This is a genomic window from Nocardia sp. CDC159, assembly GCF_023740735.1.
GTDB lineage: Bacteria > Actinomycetota > Actinomycetes > Mycobacteriales > Mycobacteriaceae > Nocardia > Nocardia pulmonis.
On record NZ_JAMRXH010000009.1, the window covers coordinates 35,470 to 56,197 of the forward strand.

Here is a 20,728-nt window from a genome sequence, read left to right on the forward strand (position 1 = left end):
AACACTCCCGTGTTGGTTATTTCAACCGCCGCGGCCCGCCCTTTTCCGCCGCGGCGGAATCGAGCGGCCCGGACGAATTCAGCGGGGCGCCATGCGAATCGCGCCGTCGAGGCGGATGGTTTCGCCGTTGAGCATTGGGTTCTCGACGATGTGGCGGGCCAGTGCGGCGTATTCGGCGGGGTCGCCGAGGCGCGAGGGGTGGGGGACCTGGGCGCCGAGGGAGGCGATGGCCTCGTCGGGGAGGGTGGCGAACAGCGGGGTGTGGAACAGGCCGGGGGCGATGGTGACCACGCGGATCTTCAGGCTCGCCAGATCGCGGGCGATGGGGAGGGTCATGCCGACGATGCCGCCCTTGGAGGCGGAGTAGGCGGCCTGACCGATCTGGCCGTCGAAGGCCGCGACCGAGGCGGTGTTGATGATGACGCCGCGCTCCTCGCCGACCGGTTCAGTGGCCGAGATGCGTTCGGCCGCAAGGCGGATGACGTTGAAAGTGCCGATCAGGTTGACGTTCACGATCTTGGTGAAGTCGGCCAGCGGGAACGCGCCCTTCTTGCTCACCGTCTTGATCGCATTGCCGATGCCCGCGCAGTTCACCGCGATGCGCAGCGCACCGAGGTCCGCCGCGGCGTCCAGGGCGGCGGTGACCTGCTCCTCGTCGGTCACGTCGGCGGGGGCGAAGACGGCGCCCGCGCCCAGCTCCTTGGCGACGGCCTCGCCATCGGACGAGGGCAGGTCGAGGATGACCACCTTGGCGCCCTGGCCGTGCAGTTCGCGCACGGTCGCCAAGCCCAGTCCGGAGGCGCCGCCGGTCACCACGGCAACGGCGTTGTCGATCTGCATGTGACGTTCCCTTCTTGCTCTGCGTCGGCTCGACGTTAGCGGCTTCGACGGCGCTAAGTAAATAGCGATTCGCCTTGGCTGGAGCAGTGGGAATCGTCGGTGGTGCGAGTCCTGTGGATCATTCGCCCAGGTGCGCGCGGCGTGCGTGTTCCGCGACGGTAGCCAAAAGTTTCGCCAGGTTTGCCGTCTGTTCGCAGGCCGAAGAGATCAGGAGTACAGCTCGACGAAGCGCTCCAGGGAACGATTGATGTCGCCCTTCAGGGCATGGGCAACCGTCGCGCCGATGGGCCCGAACAGCGGCCGCCCGCCGAGATCGATGTCCACGGTCACCTTCGAGCCGTCGCCCTGCGGGGCGACCGACAGTTGCAGCCCGAACTTGGTGCCGCCCTTGCCCTTACCGCTGAGCACCAGTCGCTTCGGGGGCTCGGCGGTATCGACCGTCCAACGCACCCGGTTGCGCAGCCCCTTCACCGAGGCGATGCCGACCAACTCGGTGCCGGGGGTGAGATCCTCGGGCACGGTGCCGCGCCAGGCCTCGTGCATGACGAGCCACTTGTCGAGTTCGCGCAGATTCGACGCGTGCGACCACGCCTGGTCGGGGGAGATCGGAACGTCCACGGAGACCTTCAGTTTTGCCACGCCTGCATGCTAGCGGCGGCGCGTCCGTGATGCGCCGCCGCCAGATGTGCGGCAGGGTGGGCCCCGTGCACAGCATCGTTCTGGAGCGGGTCGGGGTGAGCCACGGGTCGGTTCCGGTGTTCGCCGAGATCGACGCGACCGTGCCGGGCGGCAGATGTACGGCGGTGGTCGGGCCGAGCGGGGTGGGCAAGACGACGCTGCTGCGGCTGTTGAATCGGCTCGGCGAGCCGAGCTCCGGGCGGATCCTGCTCGACGGGGTGCCGATCACCGAGATCGATGTGCTGCAGCTGCGCCGCCGGGTCGGGCTGGTGCCACAGCATGCGGTGCTGCTGACCGACCTCGTGATCGACGAGGTGCGGGTGGGGCGACCCGAACTCGCCGAGCCGCAGGTGGCCGGGCTGCTCACTCGGGTGGGGTTACCCGAGGCCTTCGCCCATCGCCGCTGCGCCGAACTGTCCGGCGGGGAGGCGCAACGAGTGTGCCTGGCCCGGGCGCTGGCCGTGGAGCCGGAGGTGCTGGTGCTCGACGAGCCGACCTCGGCGCTGGACGAGGAGGCGGCCGCGGTGATCGCGGAGCTGATTCGCGGGCACTGTCGCGCGGGCGGGGCGGCGGTGCTGGTCAGCCACGACAGCGGGTTCGTGGGCACGGTGGCCGATGACATCTGGATGCTCGAGGGCGGGCGGCTGTCGCCCCTGGGCGCGACGGACGGACGGAACTCGCAGTGACACAGGATCTTTCGGTACCCGGCTGGGGTGGGGTGGCGGCCTCGCTGGTGCTGGTCGCACTGGCCGCGGTCATCGCCTATCGCCAGCGCCTGCAGCTGACCCGCGAGCTGGTGATCGCGGCCGTGCGGGCGGGGGTGCAACTGGTCGCGGTCGGTGCGGTGCTGCTGATCCTGTTCCGGCACACCGGATTACCGGGTGCGCTGGGCTGGGTGGTGCTGATGATCGTCATCGCCGGACAGGTCGCCGGTCGGCGCGGGGCCGGGCTGCCGCATGCGATCCGGTCGGCGACCATCGGGGTGGCGTTCGGGTCGGTGCTCACCCTCGGGGTGCTGATCGGGCTGGGCATCATCAGCACCCAGGCGCGGGTGGTGGTGCCGGTGGGCGGCATGGTCGTATCCGGGGCCATGCAGGCGACCGGGATCGCGCTGCGGCGGTTGCACGAGGACGCTCGCCAGGCCCGGCCCGCGGTGGAGGCGCGGCTGTGCCTGGGACTGTCCGCGCGCGAGGCCTTCCTCCCGTTCCGCCGCTCGGCGCTGCGCACCGCACTCGTGCCCGCCGTCGACTCGACCAAGGTGGTCGGGCTGATCAGTTTGCCGGGGGCCATGACCGGCCTGATCCTCGCGGGCGTGGACCCGCTGACGGCCATCCGCTATCAGATCGTGGTCATGTACATGTTGCTCGCGGCGACCGCCCTGGCCGCACTCGCCGCCGCCCGCGTCGCCGAGCGGGAGCTGTTCGACCCGGCGCAGCGATTGGTCCCGCTGCCGAGCTAGCGCTCGGCCACGAGGATGCCGATCGTTCGCGGAAGTAATCGTGTAGGGCCGGATGCGGCGGGTAATCGGCGGCTGTGACGAGTATCGGATATTTCCTGGCCAGTGAGCAGTTCGGACCGAACGAGCTGGTGGAGCAGGCGAAACGGGCCGAGCAGGCCGGATTTCAGCGGCTGTGGATCTCCGACCACTTTCATCCCTGGAACGACGCGCAGGGCAACAGCCCCTTCGTCTGGGGTGTGATCGGGGCGCTGTCGCAGGCCGTGAGCCTGCCCATCACGACGGCCGTGACCTGTCCCATCATGCGCATACATCCGGCGATCATCGCCCAGGCCGCGGCGACGGCCTTCCTACAGACCGAGGGGCGGTTCTGCCTCGGCGTGGGCAGCGGCGAGGCGCTCAACGAACACATCTTCGGCGATCCGTGGCCGCCCGCGCCGATCCGGCTGGAGATGCTGGAGGAGGCGGTCGGGCTGATCCGGAAGTTGCTGGGTGGTAAGACCGTCGACCACGACGGCAAGTACTACGAGGTACAGCAGGCCCGGATCTACACCTGCCCCGACGAGCCAGTGCCGATCTACGTGTCGGGCTTCGGGCCGGTGGCGACCGAACTCGCGGGCCGGATCGGCGACGGCTACTGCACGGCCATGCCCGATGCCGATCTGGTGCGGCTGTTCCGGGACTCCGGCGGCGGCGACAAGCCGGTGCAGGCCGGGACGAAGGTCTGCTGGGACCGCGACGAGGACACCGCACTCGACACCGCACATCGGTTGTGGGCCAACGAACTGCTGCCCGGCCAGCTGGGCCAGACCCTGCCGCGCCCGAAGGATTTCCAGGACGCCATGTCGCTGGTGCCCAAGGAGCGGACCCGCGCGCGGTTCGCCGTCGGTCCGGATCCCGAGCGGCACATCCGGCAGGTGCGGCAGTTCGCCGACGCCGGAATCGACGAAATCTACGTCCAGCAGATCGGCCCCGATATGGACGGCTTCTTCCAGACCTACGAGAAGGAAGTGCTGCCGGTCTTCCACTGACCTGATAGCGTCTGCCGATGTCGCGTGACGTGGAGTTACAGGCTTTCGAATCCGAGTAGTTTTCCAATGAAAGGATTGTGATGACGCGGTCTGTGCGCACGTTTTTCCCGGGCGGGCGAATCGGCAGAATATTCGCCGTCGGAGTGGCCTGTGCGGTGGTGGCCTCGCCCACGGCCGGTGCGGACGCGGGTCCCGGGGCCGACCCGGTGACCTGCTCGTCTCCCGGCTGGGTGGGTGCCTGGGCCGCGCCGCCGGGCGGCGCGCAGCGGTTCATTCAAATCGATGCGCACCACCCCGCGATCGTCGCCGACAGTTATCCGCTGACCGTGCCGCGGGTAATCGCCGACGAGACCCTGCGCATGATCGTGGTGCCGGAAACCGCGGGTTCGGCCGTGCGTATTCATTTCAGCAATCGTTACGGCGTGGTGCCCGTGACCTTTCGGCATGCCCACGTCGGACGCCAATCGGGTGGGGCCGAGGTGGTGGCGGGCTCGAATATCCCGCTCACCTTTTCCGGGGCCGATGAGGTGACCGTCGCGCCGGGGCAGGACGTCGTGAGCGATGCGGCGGCACTGCCGGTGCGGCCGTTCGACCATCTCGCCGTGAGCTTCCACGTACCGAACGCGCCCGACCCCGAGCCGACCTACCACTGGCAGACCAACCACACCTCATACCTCTCGCCGCCCTTCAGCGGCGACCATGCCGCCGAGGAGTCGGCCGCGAGCTTCGGCGAACAGACCAACTCGGTCTATTACGTGGCCGGTGTCGACGTCTACGCCCCCGCGGGCACCGCGGCGGTGGCCGTGCTCGGGGACTCGTTCACCAACAGCCCCGCGACCACCTTCGACACCGACAGCCGCTGGCCCGACTTCCTCAGCCGCCGACTGCAATCCACCCCGGACGGGAGCAGGCTGTCGGTGGTCAACGCCGCGCTCAGCTTCAATCTCACCGGCGTCGGTCATCCGAACCTGGTCGGCCCCGATCTGGTGAGCATCGGCGGCCCCGCCGGGCTGTACCGCTTCGAGACCGATATCGCCGCGGTGCCCGGCGTGCGTGCGGTGATCCTCATGCTCGGCATGAACGATCTCGCCTTCGGCACGTCGCCCGGCGATGTCATCGCGGCCTATCGGCTCATCATCGATAAGGCGCACCGCAGCGGATTGAAGATCATCGGAGCCACCCTCACCCCCAGCGCGGACCCGCTGTTCCCGGCCACCATGTACGGATTGCCGGGGGTCATGGCCAACCGGCATCAGGTGAACGACTTCATCCGCAACAGCGGGCAATTCGACGCGGTCTTCGATTTCGATGCCGCCGTCGCCGATCCCGCGCGGCCCGATCACTGGCTGCCGGGGCTGTCGCCCGCGAACGACAACGTGCACCCCAGCGATCTGGGCTCGCAGCGCGAGGCCGAGTCCATCGACCTGCCCCTGTTGCTGAGCCTGGCCGCCTGTCACTGACGCGACGAATCCCGTTGCGCCGCGGCGGCGCAACGGGATTCGGTCAGAATGCCGCCAGCACACAGGCCCCGATGAACACCGTCTGTACGACGGTGCGGGCGGATAACGGCATGGTCTTGACCCCGATTCCGGCGCGGGCGGCGCGCACATTGGCGGGGAACATCACGACCAGCAGCGCGGCCAGACACAGCGCGGCCACCGGTGCGACGGGTGGGATCAAAAGCCCCGCCGCACCGGCCAATTCGAGTACGCCGGTGAGTGTGACCAGGGCGGCCGGGGCGGGCAATCGCGGCGGGACCATGGCGATCAGGGCGCCGCGGCGCGGCGGCAGGAAGTGGGCGGAGGCGGTGAGGACGAACATGGCCGCCAGGCCGAGGCGGGCGGCGTGCGGCCACGAGTCGAGCCAGTCGATCAGCAGCCAGCCGGTGAGGCGGGACAGTCCGGTGACGACGACGAGGACGATGAGCGGTGCCATCGGGGGCTCCTGGGGAAGAGCGAATCTTGACATTGGCTAGATTATGAGCGAGCGGGGAACTTGTCAATGTCTAGATTATGGGCGACCATCGAGGGGTGACGAAGAGCGCCTACCACCATGGGGATCTGCGTGCCACGCTGCTGCGGGCGGCGGCCGACCAGATCGCCGCCGAGGGAGTCGACGCGATATCGCTGCGGGCATTGGCGCAGCGGGCGGGGGTCTCGCATGCCGCGCCCGCGCATCACTTCGGCAACCGGCAGGGTCTGCTGACGGCGTTGGCGATCGAGGGCTTCGAGTTACTGGGTGCGGAAATGCGTTCGGCGGCAGGAGATTTTCGGGATGTCGCGCTGGCCTACATCCGCTTCGCGCGGACCCATCCGGGGCACTTCGACATCATGTTCCGCCGCGACCTGCTGCGCGCGGACGACGAGCGGCTGCTCGCGGCGCGCGAGCGGGCGGGTCGGTCGCTGCGCTCGGGCGTGGCCGAACTGGGTGTGGCACAACAGGACCGGACCGCGACCGAACTGGCGGCCTGGTCGCTGGTGCACGGATTCTGCGCGCTGTGGCGTGCGGGCGCACTGGTGAATTCGACGCTCGGCGGCGACGATCCGGAGGAGCTGGCGCGGCGCATGGTCGCCGCGGTCGAATTCGGCGGCACCGCCGATCAGCGGTAGAGCAGTGCCGTCACCGGCGGGCGCAGCTGCTCGGTGACGGTCGCGCGCGGACCCCAGAAGTTGAGGTGGTTCGCCGAGTGCCGCAGCGCCGTCAGGCCCGGAACGATCTCGCGCACACCGTATTTGTCGTGCGGAAAGCCCTGCAGGAAGGTGACCACCGTGGCCGCGGTGACCGCCACCTTGTGGATCATTCGCAGCGGATCCTCGCCGAGTTCGGCAATGGCGTCGCGTAACCGGCCGGACAGCAGGCTGTCGGCGATACCGGCGATCATGGTGAACGGATCGACCAGCGACAGATCGATGGCCAGCTCATAGCCCAGCCGCAGGTAGGTGTTGGACGGATCGGCGTCACCGTAGCTGTCGCCGGGCAGGCAGTAGTCGAACCAGTCGATGGCCCCGGTGTCCACCACCGGATCGCCCGAAATCCCCTGTCCGACCAGCTGATTGCCGAGCGGGAAGGTGCGCCCGGGCGCCCGGTGCGGCGAGGCGAAGGCATGCAGCCAGCGGCAGTCCCCGGCGCGGTCGCGCAGCGAGCCGGATACCAGTTCGCGACCCACCAGCGAGGCGACCGCGCCGCCCTGGCTGTAGCCGAGAATGCCGAAGCTGCCCTCGTGCGCGCGGATCAGCCGGATCAACTCGGCGATGCCCATATCCCGCGAGGCGCGGTAGGACGGGCGACCGAGCGCTGCCAGCACGCCTTCGCCGCCACCCGGAATCGGGCCGAAGCTCGCCGGATAGTTCACATACACCACATCGAAGACGGTGTGGTCGAGCAGATCGGTGACCCCGGTGAGCATGCCGATCTCGCTGCCGGGCTCGATCCGCCCGAGCCGCTCGGCCGCCGCGACGGCCTCCCAGGTGCCAGGGACGCAGAAGAGTTTGTGCTGAGCCACGTTTCGAGCGTGCGCCCGAACCCCCACCTCGATCGCGAGTAGTGCGGTACTCGATTCCGCACGACGGCGGGCGCCGCTAGCGCTGTCGCACGCGGAGCCGACCGTCCAGGGCGGCGGTCAGAGCGGCGGCGGTGGCCTTGACCTGTGCGGCGAGCACCGGCCACGTCTCGCCGCACACGACCGTCTCGTCGGGGCAGTGGTGTCGCACGGTGACCCCGACCGCGGCGATGGGCCGCCCGCCGTGATCGAAGACCGCGTCGGCGACGGTGGCGAAACCCGGTGTGACATAACCGTCCTCGACCGCCCAGCCGCGCTCGGCCTCGGCACGCAGCAGCTGACGCAGCTGGGCGAGGGCGCGGGGGCCGCGCTCGGTGCGCATGGGGAAGGCGGCCGGGCCGGGGAACAGCGCGCGCACGTGCGGGCGGGTCAGGTGGGCGAGCATGGCCCGGCCGGTCGCGGTGAGATGGGCGGGCAGTCGCACACCGACATCGGTGACCAGGGTCTGCGGCCGGGACGGACGCTGCTCGATCAGATACAGCGATTCGTTGCCGTGCAGGATGCCCAGATGCGCGGTGTAGCCGACGGTGTCGACCAGGCCGCGCAGCAGCGGGGCGGCCACCCGTTCCAGCGGATCGTGGCGCAGATAGGCCGAGCCGAGTTCGAAGGCCGCGATGCCCAGCCCGTATTTGCGCTCGGCGGGCAGATGCGCGACGTATCCGGCCGCCTGCAACTCGTTGAGCAGGTGATATGTCGTGGATCGAGGCAGGTCCAGCTCGCGCGCGACCACGGCGGCGGGCACCGGCCCGGCGCGGCGGGCGAGCACGCCGAGTACCTGCAAGCCGCGCCGCAAACCCGGAACATCACTGCTGGTCCCCACGGGCGGAAGCTTAGCGGCTGTCTGAAATACCAGACACATTCCCCTCGCGGTTGCTCGATCCGGGCCCGCCGACCGACTGGAATGTTGAGCATGACGCGAATCGGAATCGACCGGGTGCTGGTCGGCACGACGCCGTTGACCGCGCGGCAGGTGGTCGCGGTGGCCCGCGAGGGCAGCGAGGTCTCCCTCGCCGATGACGCCCTGGACCGCCTGGCCGCGGTGCGCGGGCATATCGACGAACTCGCGCACAGCGCCCGCCCGGCCTACGGCATCTCGACCGGCTTCGGCGCGCTCGCACTGCGGCATATCGCCCCCGAGCGCCGCATCGATCTGCAGCGCTCGTTCATGCGCTCGCATGCGGCCGGGGCCGGGACGCCGGTGGAGCCGGAGGTGGTGCGCGCGATGATGTTGCTGCGGCTGCGCACGCTGATGAGCGGGCATACCGGCGTGCGGCCGCAGACCGCGCTCACCCTGGCCCGGCTGCTCAACAGCGGCCTGGTCCCGGTCGTGCCCGAGTACGGATCGCTGGGCTGCTCGGGCGATCTGGCGCCGCTGGCGGCGGTCGGGCTGGCGATGATGGGCGAGGGCGAGGTGTTCGGCCCCGGCGGCGCGCTGGTCGCCGCGGGGGCGGCCCTGGCGGCGGCGGGCATCGAACCGCTGGTGCTGGCCGAGAAGGAGGGGCTGGCACTGACCAACGGCACCGACGGCATGCTCGGCATGCTGCTGCTGGCGCTGGCGGATCTGCGCCAGCTGCTGGATCTGGCCGACCTCACCGCGGCCATGAGCGTGGAGGCGCTGCTGGGCACCGACCGGGTGTTCGCCGCCGACCTGCACGCCCTGCGGCCGCATCCGGGCCAGGCGGTATCGGCATCGAGAATGCTCGCGGCACTGGCCGATTCGCCGATCGTGGCCAGCCATCGCGGGGACGACTGCCCGCGCGTACAGGACGCCTATTCGCTGCGCTGCGCCCCGCAGGTGCACGGTGCGGCCCGCGACACGCTCGACCACGCCGCGACCGTCGCCGACCGCGAATTGGCCGCGGCCATCGACAATCCCGTGGTCCTCGCCGACGGGCGGGTGGAATCCAACGGCAATTTCCACGGCGCGCCCGTGGCCTACGTGCTCGACTTCCTGGCCATCGCCACCGCGGATGTGGCCAATATCGCCGAGCGCCGCACCGACCGGATGCTGGATGTGCACCGCTCCCATGGCCTTCCGGCCTTCCTGGCCGACGATCCGGGCGTGGACTCGGGCTACATGATCGCCCAGTACACCCAGGCGGGTGTGGTGTCGGAGCTCAAGCGGCTCGCGGTGCCCGCCTCGGTGGATTCCATCCCGTCCAGCGCCATGCAGGAGGACCATGTGTCCATGGGCTGGTCGGCGGCGCGCAAGCTGCGCCGCGCGGTGGACGGGCTGACCACCGTGCTTGCTATCGAATTGCTCACGGCAACACGGGCTTTGGATCTGCGTGCGCCGCTGACCCCCGCGCCGGTGACCGGCGCGGTGCGGGATCTGGTGCGCACCGCGGTGGCCGGGCCCGGCCCGGACCGGCACGTGGCGGTCGAGATCGCCGCGGTCACCGAGCTGATCCGCTCCGGTGCCGTCAACGAGGTGCTCGATCGAGAGGTGAACCTGTCATGACCCGAACCGTCCGTGCCGCACGGGGATCCGAGCTGACCGCTCGCAACTGGCAGAGCGAGGCCGCCCTGCGCATGCTGCACAACAACCTCGATCCCGAGGTGGCCGAACGCCCCGAGGATCTGGTCGTCTACGGCGGCCGCGGCAAGGCGGCGCGCGACTGGGCCAGCTTCGACGCGCTCACCCGCACGCTCACCGATCTGCGCGCCGATGAGACCATGCTGGTGCAGTCGGGTAAGCCGGTCGGCGTGCTGCGGACCCACGAGTGGGCGCCACGGGTGCTGATCGCCAACTCCAATCTCGTTCCGGACTGGGCGAATTGGCCGGAGTTCCGGCGCTTGGAGGCGGCGGGGCTGACCATGTACGGCCAGATGACCGCGGGCTCGTGGATCTACATCGGCACCCAGGGCATCCTGCAGGGCACCTACGAGACCTTCGCCGCGGTGGCGGCCAAGCGCTTCGGTGGCACGCTGGCCGGAACCCTCACCGTCACCGCGGGTCTGGGCGGCATGGGCGGTGCGCAGCCGCTGGCGGTCACCATGAACGACGGTGTGGCGCTGTGCATCGACTGCAGTGCCGAGCGCGCAGAGCGCCGGGTGCAGACCCGCTACCTGGACGAGATCGCCGACGATCTCGACGATGCGCTGCGCCGGGTGCTCGCGGCCAAACAGCAGCGCAAGCCGCTGTCGGTGGGCCTGATCGGCAATGCCGCCGAGGTGCTGCCGGAGCTGCTGCGCCGCGAGGTTCCGGTCGACATCGTCACCGATCAGACCTCCGCTCACGATCCGCTGGCCTATCTGCCGATCGGCGTCGCACCGGAGGAGTGGGACGACTACGCCGCCAAGAAACCCGACGAATTCACCCGCCGCGCACGGGAATCCATGGCCACCCATGTCGAGGCGATGGTCGGCTTCCTCGATCGCGGCGCGGAGGTGTTCGACTACGGCAACTCCATTCGCGGCGAGGCGCAGCTCGGCGGATACGAGCGGGCCTTCGACTTCCCCGGCTTCGTACCCGCCTACATCCGTCCGCTGTTCTGCGAGGGAAAGGGGCCGTTCCGCTGGGCGGCGCTATCGGGCGATCCGGCCGATATCGCGGCCACCGATCGCGCCATCCTGGAGCTGTTCCCGGAGAACGAATCGCTGGCGCGCTGGATCCGGATGGCCGGGGAGCGGGTGGCGTTCCAGGGCCTGCCCGCGCGGATCTGCTGGCTGGGCTACGGCGAACGCGACCGGGCCGGGCTGCGATTCAACGAGATGGTCGCGAGCGGGGAGCTGTCGGCGCCGGTGGTGATCGGCCGCGATCATCTGGACTGCGGGTCGGTGGCCTCGCCGTATCGCGAGACCGAGGGGATGGCCGACGGTTCGGACGCCATCGCCGACTGGCCGCTGCTCAACGCGCTGGTGAATACGGCGTCGGGGGCCAGCTGGGTGTCGATTCACCACGGCGGCGGCGTGGGCATCGGGCGGTCCATCCACGCGGGGCAGGTCACCGTGGCCGACGGCACCGAGCTGGCGGCGCAGAAGATCGAGCGGGTGCTGACCAACGATCCCGGTATGGGCGTGCTGCGCCACGTCGACGCCGGATATACCGAGGCCGAGTCGGTCGCGCGCGAGCGCGATGTGCGAATTCCGGTGTGGGACAAGTGAGCGGCGCCAACGGGCTGCTCGCCGAGATCGCGCGGGTGGGTGCGGATCCGGCGCGCGGCGGCTATTCGCGGCACGTGTTCGCGCCGGCCGAGCTCGAGCTGCGGGAGTGGTTCGTCGCGGCCGCGCGCGAGCGCGGGCTGAGCGTGCACACCGACCGCAACGCCAATATCTGGGCGTGGCTGGGAGAACCGGGGCCGAATGCGGTGGTCACGGGCAGTCACCTGGATTCGGTGCCGGGCGGCGGGGCCTTCGATGGGCCGCTCGGGGTGGTGAGCGCCCTGGCCGCGGTGGACGAGCTACGCGCACACGGGTTTTCGCCGCGGCGGCCGCTGGCGGTGGTGGTGTTCGCGGAGGAGGAAGGCGGACGCTACGGCGTGCCCTGCCTGGGCTCGCGGTTGCTGACGGGGGCGATCTCGCCCGAACGGGTGCTGGCGCTGCGCGACGGCGCGGGCGACACCTTCGCCGATGCCGCGCAGGCGGCCGGATTCGATCCGCAGTACTTCGGGCCCGATGCCGAAACCCTGAGGTGCATCGGCACATTCGTCGAACTCCATGTGGAGCAGGGCAGGGGACTGATCCACCTGGATTCGCCGATCGCGGTCGGCAGCGCGATCATCGCGCACGGCCGCTGGCGGTTCAGCTTCTCCGGACAGGGCAACCACGCCGGGACGACACTGCTGGCCGACCGCCGCGATCCGATGCTGCCCGCGGCCGAATTGGTCGCGGCCGCACGACGACTGGCGGCGAGCGTGCCCGACGCCCGCGCGACGGTGGGGCGGATCGTGCCGACCCCGGGCGGCACGAACGTGATCGCCTCGCGCGTCGACGTCTGGCTCGACGCCCGGGTGCCGGAGCCGGGCGATGTGCACGAGCTGGTGCGCGAGATCGCCGAGCAGGCCGGGGCGGCCGCCGAGGCCGAGGGGTGCACGGTCGAGGTCCGCGAGGAATCGTTCGAGGGTACCGCGGCCTTCGATCCGGCCCTGCGCGACGAGTTGGTGCAGCTGCTCGACGACGCGCCGGTCCTGCCCACGGGTGCGGGCCACGATGCCGCCGTGCTGGCGCCGCATGTGCCGACGGCGATGCTCTATGTGCGCAACCCATCGGGGATCAGTCACTCGCCCGAGGAATACGCCGAGCCCGGCGATATCGACCACGGCGCAAGGGAATTGGCGCGCGTTCTGAAGAGGCTGGCGGGATGAGGCCGGGCCGGAGGGATGCCCGCCCCGGGCGTTCGGCAGCGGGCGCAGGTGCGGGGGCGACTCGGTGCGCCGAGGCCGTCGTTCTCGTGGGCGGGGGGTGTGGATGATCACCTACTGGTGTCGTGCGGCGTGGTTGCCGGACGGGGTGGCCGAAGGGGTGCGGATCGATGTCGAAGACGGGCTCATCGGAGCCGTGGCTGTCGGCGAAAAACCCAGCGGCAACTTGCTCTCCGGAATAGTGGTGCCCGGCTTCGCCAACACCCACTCGCATGCCTTCCATCGGGCGCTGCGCGGGCGCACGACCGACGACCGGGGCAGCTTCTGGACCTGGCGGGAGCGGATGTACGCCGTGGCCCACCGGCTCGAACCGGACAGCTACTACCGGCTGGCGCGGGCGGTGTACGCGGAGATGGTGGCGGCCGGATACACCAGCGTGGCCGAGTTCCACTATCTGCACCACCCGGCCCGGGGCGGGCGCTACGACGCCCCCAATGCCTTCTCCTACGCGCTGGTGGCCGCGGCCGCCGACGCCGGGATTCGGCTCACCCTGCTCGACACCTGTTATGTGGCAGGAGGTTTCGGTAAGCCCGTGGAGGGCGTGCAGCGGCGCTTCGACGACGGCGACGCCGAGGCGTGGGCCGTGCGGTTCGAATCATTCCGGCCGGTCGGCGATCTCGTGCGGATCGGCGCGGCGATCCATTCGGTGCGCGCGGTGCCCGCCGAGCAGATCCCGACCGTGGTGCGGGCCGCGGCCGACCGTCCCCTGCACGTGCACCTGTCGGAGCAGCCGCGCGAGAACGAGGAGTGCCGTGCCGCCACCGGCCGCACCCCGACCGAATTGCTGGCCGCCGCAGGAGCTTTGACGCCGAATACGGTCGCCGTGCACGCCACCCACCTCACCGACGGCGATATCACCGCGCTGTCGGGCTGCTGGGCCTGCCTGTGCCCGAGCACCGAGGCCGATCTCGCCGACGGCATCGGCCCCGCCCGCCGTCTGGCCGATGCGGGCACGCGGCTTTGCCTGGGCAGCGACGGACAGACGATCATCGACCCCTGGTTCGAGGTCCGGGCGCTCGAGCTGCACGAACGCCTGGCCAGCGGTCACCGCGGCCGCTTCGATGTCACCGAGTTGCTGCGCGCGGGCACCGCACATGCCGCCTCCGGCTGGCCCGAGGTCGGCGCTTTGGCGCCCGGCCGGGCCGCCGATCTGGTACACGTGGGCACCGGATCCGTGCGCACGGCGGGTGCGGGCGGGCCCGGAATCCTTTACGCCGCAACGGCCGCGGACGTCGCCGATGTCATGGTGGCGGGCCGCTGGGTGGTGCGCGACGGCGTGCATCAGACCGTCCCCGACGTGGCGCGGGAGCTCGATCGGGAGATCGGGGCACTGTGGTCGTGAGTCGGGATTCCCGTTTTTACCTTCGCCTGCCGCGGGTAGTACCCACTGTGCCTACAGATCGGAGCGGACGACGGCCATGACCGACACCACGGTAATCACCGGCATCGGGGAACTCGTCACCAACACCGAGGAATTCGGCACTCTGCGCGACGCCGCCGTCGTGCTCGAGGGCGAGCGGGTGGCCTGGGTGGGTCCGGCCGACCGCGCCCCCGACGCCGATCAGCGGGTCGACGCCGCCGGGCGGGCGGTGCTGCCGGGCTGGGTGGACAGCCACACCCATCTGGTCTTCGCGGGCGACCGCACCGCCGAATTCGAGGCGCGTATGGCGGGAAAGCCCTACTCTGCCGGGGGAATTCGCACCACCGTGGCGGCTACCCGGGCGGCCTCCGACGAGGTGCTGGCGCTGAATCTGCACCGGCTGCGGCAGGAGGCGCTGCGACAGGGCACCACCTGCCTGGAGACCAAGACCGGTTACGGGCTGACCGTGGCCGACGAGAAGCGCTGTGCCGCACTGGCCGCCGAGGTGGCCGACGAGGTCACCTTCCTCGGTGCGCACGTCGTACCCGATACGGTCACCCCCGACGAGTACGTGGACCTGGTGTGCGGGCCGATGCTGGATGCCGTCGCCGACCACGTCGGCTGGGTCGATGTGTTCTGCGAGACCGGCGCTTTCGACGCCGAGCAGTCGGCGCGGGTACTGGCGGCCGGACGCGCGCGCGGACTCGGGCTGCGGGTGCACGGCAATCAACTCGCACCCGGGCCGGGGGTGCGCCTGGCCGTCGAGCACGGTGCGGCCAGCGTGGACCACTGCACTCATTTGACCGATGCCGATATCGAGGCGCTCGCGGCCTCGGCCACCGTCGCCACCCTGCTCCCGGCATGCGATCTGTCGACCCGCCAGCCGCTCGCCCCAGCGCGACAGCTGCTCGACGCGGGTGCGCGGATCGCCCTGGCCACCAATGCCAATCCGGGCAGCTCCTACACCACGGCCATGGCCTACTGCGTGGCGACCGCGGTACTGCAGATGCGGCTGTCGATCGAGGAGGCGATCTGGGCGGCGACGGCCGGTGGCGCGCTGGCGCTGGGCCGCGATCTGGCGGCCGACGGGGCGGTCGGGGTGCTGCGGCCGGGTGCGCGGGCCGATGTGCACGTGCTCGACGCACCCGCGGCGGTGCATCTGGCCTATCGTCCGGGCGTGCCGCTCACCTGGGCGGTGTGGCACCGTGGCGCGCAGGTGGTGATCCCCACCGCGCCGTGAGCTCAGTTGCGTTCGGCCGCGCCGATCTGGCGCTTGGTGTCGGGTTCCAGGCGCTGTGCGTGCCGTCCCTCGCGCGCCGCCTCGCGCGCGGCCTGGGCGGCCAGCAGATCGCGGATCTCCAGCAGCAGCTCGGTCTGGGTGGGTTCGGCCACGGTCTTCTTCTTGCCGCCGAAGCGTTTCTGCACGGTCTTCATCGGCAGGATGAGCACGAAGTACAGCACGGCGGCCACCATGATGAAGTTGACCGCGGCGGTGATGATCGCGCCGAGCGAGATGAAGGTCGCGGGCTTGCCGGAGACGAGCTGGACGCCGAGGCCGAACTCGCCGCTGGTGCCCAGCACCGCGAGCAGGGGTTCGACGACGCCCTTGGTCACGGAGGTGACCACCGCGGTGAACGCGGTACCCATGACGACCGCGACACTCAGGTCGATGACGTTTCCGCGCATGAGGAAGTCTTTGAACCCTTTGAGCATGACGAGGCAGTCTAGTGACGCCGTGTTACGCGCATCGGACAGCATGACGACAACTCGGCGCAGCTCTCAGTCGACGTGAAATGTGATCGTCGCCGCGATGGTGTCGGTCCGGCCGGTCAGCGTGCTCATGATCAGCGGCGCGCGCTGATTGTGCAGCAGCCGATAGCGGCGGCGTCGGGATTCGATGCGCGGCAGCAACACGATCACCAGGGTGTCCGGTGCGGTGAGCGAATCGGCGTAGTCGGCGATCGGCTCCACCAGCCGCTCGCAGGGGCTGGGCAGGACGCGCAGTTCGAGCCCCGGATCCCAGGCCCGCCAGCGCTCGACCAGTGCGGCGGTGAGCCGCGCGTCGACGTCGACCGCGATCGGATGCACCTCATCGCCCATCCGGCGGGCGGCCTCGAGGGCGCGGCGGGTGAGCCAGCCGACTGTCGCCACGGGGACGACCACGATCGTCTTCTTTGTCGAATCCCATTGCGGCACCGGTATTTCGGTGCCCAGACCCAGATGGTCGGCCACCTCCCGGTAGTAGTGCTCGGTGCGGTCGAACAGCAGCATCAGCGCGGGGACGGCGAACAGCAGCACCCAGGTCGCCTCGGCGAATTCGGCGAGAAACACCACGATCGCGATCACGGCCGTCGCCGCCGCTCCGATCGTGCCGACCAGCACCTGCCACCGCCAGCGCGGCCCGTGTCCGTCGACCCAGTGCCGCACCAGGCCCACCTGCGTGACGGTGAATCCCACGAATACCGCGACGGCGTAGATCGGCACCAGCAGTTCCACCCGGGCCCGCGCGCAGATCAGCGCCAGCGCCGCGAGCGCCGCCAGCCCGGCGACCGCGTACCGGAACACCGGGCGCTCGGCCCGCAGCGCGAACAGATACGGCATCCGCCGATCGCGCGCGAGCCTGCTCAACAGCATGGGCAGCCCGGCGAATCCGGTGTTGGCGGCCAGGCCGAGCGTTCCGGCGATCACCAGACCGGCGGCGTGGAACAGGATTCCGGTGCCGCAGGCCGCGGCGACCAGCTGCGCGAGCACCGTCACCCCGTCGCGCGGCAGAATGTCAAGCGCCGCAATATCTTTCGCGATGCCCAGCAGTAGCACCGCGAGCAGCAGCCCGAGCATCAGCTCGGTGCGCTGGGCGCGGCGGGCGGCCGGGGCGCGGAAGGCGGCGGCATTGTCGGCGACCACCTCGAGTCCGGTCAGCGAGGCGCTGCCGAGGGCGAAGGCCCGCAGCGCCACCCAGGGCCCGATCACCCCGGGCAGATCGTATAGATCGGCGGGCGTGCCGATCTCGGCGACCGGTTCGCCGCGCAGCAGCCCCACCACGACGACGGCCGCGATCACCACGACATACAGCAGCGTCGGAACCAGCAGCACCGCCGCCGATTCCGCGATACCGAACAGATTCAGCAGGGTCAGCGCGGCCAGCGCGATGAGCGCGGTCGCCAGCGGATGGTCGGCGACGAGGGGAAAGACGCTGCCCAGCACGGCGGTTCCGGCCGCGAGACCGATCGCCACCGTCAGCACCTGATCGATGACGGCCGCGGCCGCCGCGATCAGACTGGAGCCGCGGCCGAGTTCGCGAGTCGCGATGACATACGAGCCGCCGCCCTCGGGGAATGTCGCGATGGCGCGCCGATGCGACCACACCAGGATGATCAGCAGCGCGGTCACCGCGATCGCGACGGCCGTGGTGTAGCGCGCGGCCGAGGCCCCCACGGTGACCAGCGTCGCCAGCAGCAGCTCCGGACCGTAGGCCAGGCTGGACAGGGCATTGAGCGAGAGCGCGGCCACCCCGCCGAGCGCGGTGAACCGGTGCGCGGCGCTCTGCCTGCGGCGCTCGCGGCGATCGGGGATGAGGTCCCGCTGGGCCGCGGTGTCCATGGGCGCGCGTCCTCCCTCGACTGATGCTGAGCAGTTGCCAAACGAGCCGGTAGGGCCGTCTTCCTCAGCCTAGAGGGATTGCCACATTCTCGGGCGAGGGCGTGGCCGTGCCGCCGCGCTAGTCTCGAAATCGTGTCGATGGATGCGGTGCCCGGGTACCGAGAGCGGCCCGCGCGCGGCCTGCCGGGCGCGGTGGTGTGGACCCGTGCGATCGCGGCGGGCGACGACGCACCCGTGCTGCCCGACGGCTGCATGGATCTGCTGTGGCGCGGCGAGCGGCTGTTCGTGGCGGGGCCCGATACCCGGGGCCACCTCACCGCGGCCGCGGCGGGGTCGGTGATCTCCGGTATTCGGTTCTTTCCCGGGACCGCGCCCGCGCTGCTCGGCGTGCCCGCGCACGAATTGCTCAACACCCGAACCGAACTGACCGAACTGTGGTCGGTGACGCGGGTGCGGCCGCTGGCGGGGATCGTCGCGGGCGCGGCCGATCCGATGCGCGGGCTGGAGGAGGCGGCTCGCCGCGTCGCCGCCGACACCGATCCCGTCGATGCCCGGTTGCGCCGGATCGTGCGGCGGCTGTCGGAGGGTGCGTCGGTGGCCGAGACCGCCGACGAGGTGGGCCTGGGCGCGCGGCGGCTGCATCGAATGTCGCTGGCGGCCTTCGGATACGGGCCCAAGATGCTGGCCCGGGTGCTGCGCATGCAGCGCGCCCTGGCGCTGGCCCGCGATGGAATTCCCTTCGCCGAGACCGCTGTTCGCGCCGGATACGCCGATCAGGCGCATCTGGCGCGCGAGGTGCGGAGCCTGGCCGGGCGTCCGCTGGGGCGGCTGATCGCCGGTCAGCTCAGCGGAGCGTAGAGGTCGACGCCGTTGCCGTCGGGATCCTGCACGGTGGCATAGCGCTGGCCCCACGGAGCGTCGAACGGTTTCAGCTCGCCGTGATATCCGGCCTCGGTCAGTTCGGTGTAGCGCGCGTCCACCTCGGCCGGGGAGTCGCACCGGAAGGCCAGCCCGATGCGTCCGGGCCCGCCCTGCCATTCGGGATGGAACGAGCGAATGTTGTCCTCGGTATCGAGGACCAGTCGGAATCCGCCCGGCAGGTCGGCCTCCACATGTCCGCCCAGGTCCGTACCGAATTCCACGCCCAGTCGGCGATAGAAGTCCTGGGCGGCGGTCAGGTCGGCGACGACCACGCCGATCACGTCCAATCGTGCTGTCATGCGCGCAACGCTAGGCCGCGCGGTCGCACGCGTCTTGAACGAATCGGACGCCGATGCCCGAAAAAGTGTCAGTGACCACAGGTACCACGATTACGGTTCGGGCACGGCTGTCGACGGTTAGCGTTCTGCACGGATTTCGCCACGAGGATAGTTCGCAGTGCCGAAGGCAGGAGGGCTATGGGGACCGATCAAACGCTGTTGCACCGCTTCGTCATCGCCCAGCTCGGCGCGGCCGGGCTGGACCGGGATCTGCTGCTGCGCGAGTGCGGGCTGCCGGAGTGGGCCATGGGCGGGCCCGGCGTGCATGTGCCGAGCGAGACCTTCGCGCGGCTGTGGGAGGTCGGCGAGCGCCGGTTGGACGATCCGAACGTGGCGTTACACGTGGCCAGCCGGTACCAGCTGACCGCCACCCGGCTCTACGACTATCTGTTCTCCACCGCGGCCACGGTCGGTGCGGGCCTGGCGACCTGCGGTCCGTACGTCACCGCGGTCACCACCAATCATCGCTTCGATCTGGTGGCCGAGAACGACGGCGAGACCACGCTGTATCTGGACATGATCTCCGGTGACGGCCGCGGCCGCGATCACACCCAGCTGTGGGGGCTGGTCGCCGTGCTGACCCGGGCCCGGGCCTGCGTCGCCGCACCGCTCGATCCGATCCGGGTCTCACTGCGCCAGCGCGCCCCGCGCGATCGGCACGCCTTCGTCGCCGTATTCGGTACCACCGCCATCGAATTCGGCGCCCCGGTCGATGCGATGACCTTCCGGGCCGCCGATATGGACTTACCGCTCACCACCGCCGATCCGGCGCTGGCCGAGGTGCTGCAGCCATTGGCCGCGGCGCTGCCGCCCCCGCCGCCGCTGGCCACGGCCTGGCCCGAGCGGGTCGCCGCGGTCCTGGCCGAGGCTCTCGACGATGGCGAGGTATCGCTGGAACGGGTGGCCCGCCGCCTGGCCACCAGCCCGCGGACGCTGCAGCGGCGGCTGGCCGAGGCCGGTACCACCTGGCGGCGGGAACTGGATCGGGCCCGGCTCGCGCGCGCCGCCGCCGCGGGACCGGTGAGCCGCGAACGACAGGCCGAACTGCTCGGCTACGCCGATCCCGCCTCGGTGCGGCGGGCGGCGCTGCGCTGGTCGGTGGTCGCGCGGTCGCACCGGTCCGGCGAGTTGGACCGCCTGCCCTAGATCCGCAGGTTGCTGGCGGCGATGCTCCAGAACGTGCCGCGATCGATCTCAGTGAAATCCCAGCTCTCGACGATCGCGTGCGAGGCCGCGACGATCGCCGGTACGTCGAAGTCGTCCCGCGTCGCGGTGCCCTTCGCCTCCAATTCGGCGATCACATAGGCGGTCGCGCTCTCGCAGGTGTTCGACACGGTGTTCTCCAATCGGTCGTAGGGACGTACGGTCGATCACGACTCGCGCGCTCCCCGCTCCGGCATGTTTGCTCAACCGGGGGGCAAAACGCATGCGAGCCGACACCGCGGGCGTCCCGTCGTCCCGGGAGGCGAATCCGTCAGGTGGAGGGGAGACGGATCCGGAGGACGACGGGTCGGTGCCTCGCGGCGGGCACGAAAGCCAGTCTTGTAGCTCGGTCACCGGCAGGCCAGCGCCGAACGCGCCA

General features: G+C 70.4%; 21 protein-coding genes. 12 read left to right on the forward strand and 9 right to left on the reverse strand.

Going from position 1 to position 20,728, the window contains the following annotated elements; genetic code table 11:
- Window positions 1-78: 78 nt before the first annotated feature.
- Together NDR87_RS20415 and NDR87_RS20420 are read right to left on the reverse strand one after the other, a co-directional pair.
- Entirely contained in the window at window positions 79-840 is a 762-nt protein-coding gene (locus NDR87_RS20415; protein ID WP_251914620.1) for a 3-hydroxyacyl-CoA dehydrogenase, read from the reverse strand.
- Window positions 841-1,047: 207 nt separating this feature from the next.
- Window positions 1,048-1,479, reverse strand: coding sequence for an SRPBCC family protein (locus NDR87_RS20420; RefSeq protein ID WP_251914621.1), 432 nt, complete (start codon window positions 1,477-1,479; stop codon window positions 1,048-1,050).
- A gap of 65 nt (window positions 1,480-1,544) precedes the next feature.
- Here NDR87_RS20420 and NDR87_RS20425 point away from each other — a divergent pair, with 65 nt between their 5' ends.
- From NDR87_RS20425 to NDR87_RS20440, 4 genes are all read left to right on the forward strand, one after another.
- Complete coding sequence (locus NDR87_RS20425; protein ID WP_251914622.1) at window positions 1,545-2,204, forward strand: ATP-binding cassette domain-containing protein; 660 nt, start codon at window positions 1,545-1,547, stop codon at window positions 2,202-2,204.
- A complete protein-coding gene (fetB, locus tag NDR87_RS20430) occupies window positions 2,201-2,977 on the forward strand; it encodes an iron export ABC transporter permease subunit FetB (RefSeq protein WP_251914623.1) in 777 nt (258 codons plus the stop codon). Before NDR87_RS20425 ends, fetB begins: the two co-directional genes overlap by 4 nt.
- Window positions 2,978-3,051: 74 nt before the next feature.
- On the forward strand, window positions 3,052-4,005 hold the full coding sequence (locus tag NDR87_RS20435; protein ID WP_251914624.1) for a TIGR03557 family F420-dependent LLM class oxidoreductase: 954 nt from the start codon (window positions 3,052-3,054) through the stop codon (window positions 4,003-4,005).
- Between the two features lie 80 nt (window positions 4,006-4,085).
- Window positions 4,086-5,465: a GDSL-type esterase/lipase family protein gene (locus NDR87_RS20440; RefSeq protein WP_251914625.1), complete on the forward strand. Its 1,380-nt coding sequence runs from the start codon at window positions 4,086-4,088 to the stop codon at window positions 5,463-5,465.
- Between the two features lie 43 nt (window positions 5,466-5,508).
- Here the strand turns inward: NDR87_RS20440 and NDR87_RS20445 are convergent, their stop codons facing one another.
- Window positions 5,509-5,940: a DoxX family protein gene (locus NDR87_RS20445; RefSeq protein WP_251914626.1), complete on the reverse strand. Its 432-nt coding sequence runs from the start codon at window positions 5,938-5,940 to the stop codon at window positions 5,509-5,511.
- Window positions 5,941-6,035: 95 nt separating this feature from the next.
- On the opposite strand from NDR87_RS20445, the gene NDR87_RS20450 reads away from it, so the two are divergent.
- Complete coding sequence (locus tag NDR87_RS20450; protein ID WP_251914627.1) at window positions 6,036-6,614, forward strand: TetR/AcrR family transcriptional regulator; 579 nt, start codon at window positions 6,036-6,038, stop codon at window positions 6,612-6,614.
- Here the strand turns inward: NDR87_RS20450 and NDR87_RS20455 are convergent.
- Entirely contained in the window at window positions 6,605-7,507 is a 903-nt protein-coding gene (locus NDR87_RS20455; RefSeq protein ID WP_251914628.1) for a PE-PPE domain-containing protein, read from the reverse strand. The two genes, NDR87_RS20450 and NDR87_RS20455, sit on opposite strands and share 10 nt — an antisense overlap.
- A gap of 76 nt (window positions 7,508-7,583) precedes the next feature.
- Window positions 7,584-8,384, reverse strand: coding sequence for an IclR family transcriptional regulator (locus NDR87_RS20460; RefSeq protein ID WP_251914629.1), 801 nt, complete (start codon window positions 8,382-8,384; stop codon window positions 7,584-7,586).
- A 90-nt stretch (window positions 8,385-8,474) separates the two neighbouring features.
- Between NDR87_RS20460 and hutH the strand changes: the two genes are divergently transcribed.
- The 5 genes from hutH to hutI all read left to right on the forward strand — a co-directional run bounded on the left by hutH (window position 8,475) and on the right by hutI (window position 15,527).
- Window positions 8,475-10,025, forward strand: coding sequence for a histidine ammonia-lyase (gene hutH, locus NDR87_RS20465; protein ID WP_251914630.1), 1,551 nt, complete (start codon window positions 8,475-8,477; stop codon window positions 10,023-10,025).
- The gene (hutU, locus tag NDR87_RS20470; RefSeq protein ID WP_251914631.1) at window positions 10,022-11,671 is read left to right on the forward strand and encodes a urocanate hydratase; all 1,650 of its coding nucleotides are present in this window, start codon (window positions 10,022-10,024) and stop codon (window positions 11,669-11,671) included. Before hutH ends, hutU begins: the two co-directional genes overlap by 4 nt.
- Window positions 11,668-12,870 carry an allantoate amidohydrolase gene (locus NDR87_RS20475; protein WP_251914632.1) on the forward strand — a complete coding sequence of 401 codons (1,203 nt, stop codon included), beginning with the start codon at window positions 11,668-11,670 and terminating at the stop codon, window positions 12,868-12,870. Before hutU ends, NDR87_RS20475 begins: the two co-directional genes overlap by 4 nt.
- Before the next feature lie 103 nt (window positions 12,871-12,973).
- Entirely contained in the window at window positions 12,974-14,269 is a 1,296-nt protein-coding gene (locus NDR87_RS20480) for a formimidoylglutamate deiminase (RefSeq protein WP_251914633.1), read from the forward strand.
- Window positions 14,270-14,345: 76 nt separating this feature from the next.
- On the forward strand, window positions 14,346-15,527 hold the full coding sequence (hutI, locus tag NDR87_RS20485; RefSeq protein ID WP_251914634.1) for an imidazolonepropionase: 1,182 nt from the start codon (window positions 14,346-14,348) through the stop codon (window positions 15,525-15,527).
- 2 nt (window positions 15,528-15,529) lie between these two features.
- Here hutI and mscL read toward each other — a convergent pair whose 3' ends face one another.
- On the reverse strand, window positions 15,530-16,000 hold the full coding sequence (mscL, locus tag NDR87_RS20490) for a large conductance mechanosensitive channel protein MscL (RefSeq protein ID WP_251914635.1): 471 nt from the start codon (window positions 15,998-16,000) through the stop codon (window positions 15,530-15,532).
- 66 nt (window positions 16,001-16,066) lie between these two features.
- The gene (locus tag NDR87_RS20495) at window positions 16,067-17,887 is read right to left on the reverse strand and encodes an amino acid permease (protein WP_251914636.1); all 1,821 of its coding nucleotides are present in this window, start codon (window positions 17,885-17,887) and stop codon (window positions 16,067-16,069) included.
- A gap of 138 nt (window positions 17,888-18,025) precedes the next feature.
- Here NDR87_RS20495 and NDR87_RS20500 point away from each other — a divergent pair, with 138 nt between their 5' ends.
- Window positions 18,026-18,745: a helix-turn-helix domain-containing protein gene (locus tag NDR87_RS20500; RefSeq protein ID WP_251914884.1), complete on the forward strand. Its 720-nt coding sequence runs from the start codon at window positions 18,026-18,028 to the stop codon at window positions 18,743-18,745.
- Here NDR87_RS20500 and NDR87_RS20505 read toward each other — a convergent pair.
- The gene (locus NDR87_RS20505) at window positions 18,727-19,107 is read right to left on the reverse strand and encodes a VOC family protein (protein WP_251914637.1); all 381 of its coding nucleotides are present in this window, start codon (window positions 19,105-19,107) and stop codon (window positions 18,727-18,729) included. The genes NDR87_RS20500 and NDR87_RS20505 overlap by 19 nt on opposite strands.
- A 177-nt stretch (window positions 19,108-19,284) precedes the next feature.
- Between NDR87_RS20505 and NDR87_RS20510 the strand changes: the two genes are divergently transcribed.
- The gene (locus NDR87_RS20510; RefSeq protein WP_251914638.1) at window positions 19,285-20,292 is read left to right on the forward strand and encodes an AraC family transcriptional regulator ligand-binding domain-containing protein; all 1,008 of its coding nucleotides are present in this window, start codon (window positions 19,285-19,287) and stop codon (window positions 20,290-20,292) included.
- Here the strand turns inward: NDR87_RS20510 and NDR87_RS20515 are convergent.
- Window positions 20,289-20,480: a hypothetical protein gene (locus tag NDR87_RS20515; RefSeq protein ID WP_251914639.1), complete on the reverse strand. Its 192-nt coding sequence runs from the start codon at window positions 20,478-20,480 to the stop codon at window positions 20,289-20,291. The two genes, NDR87_RS20510 and NDR87_RS20515, sit on opposite strands and share 4 nt — an antisense overlap.
- Between the last annotated feature and the right edge of the window lie 248 nt (window positions 20,481-20,728).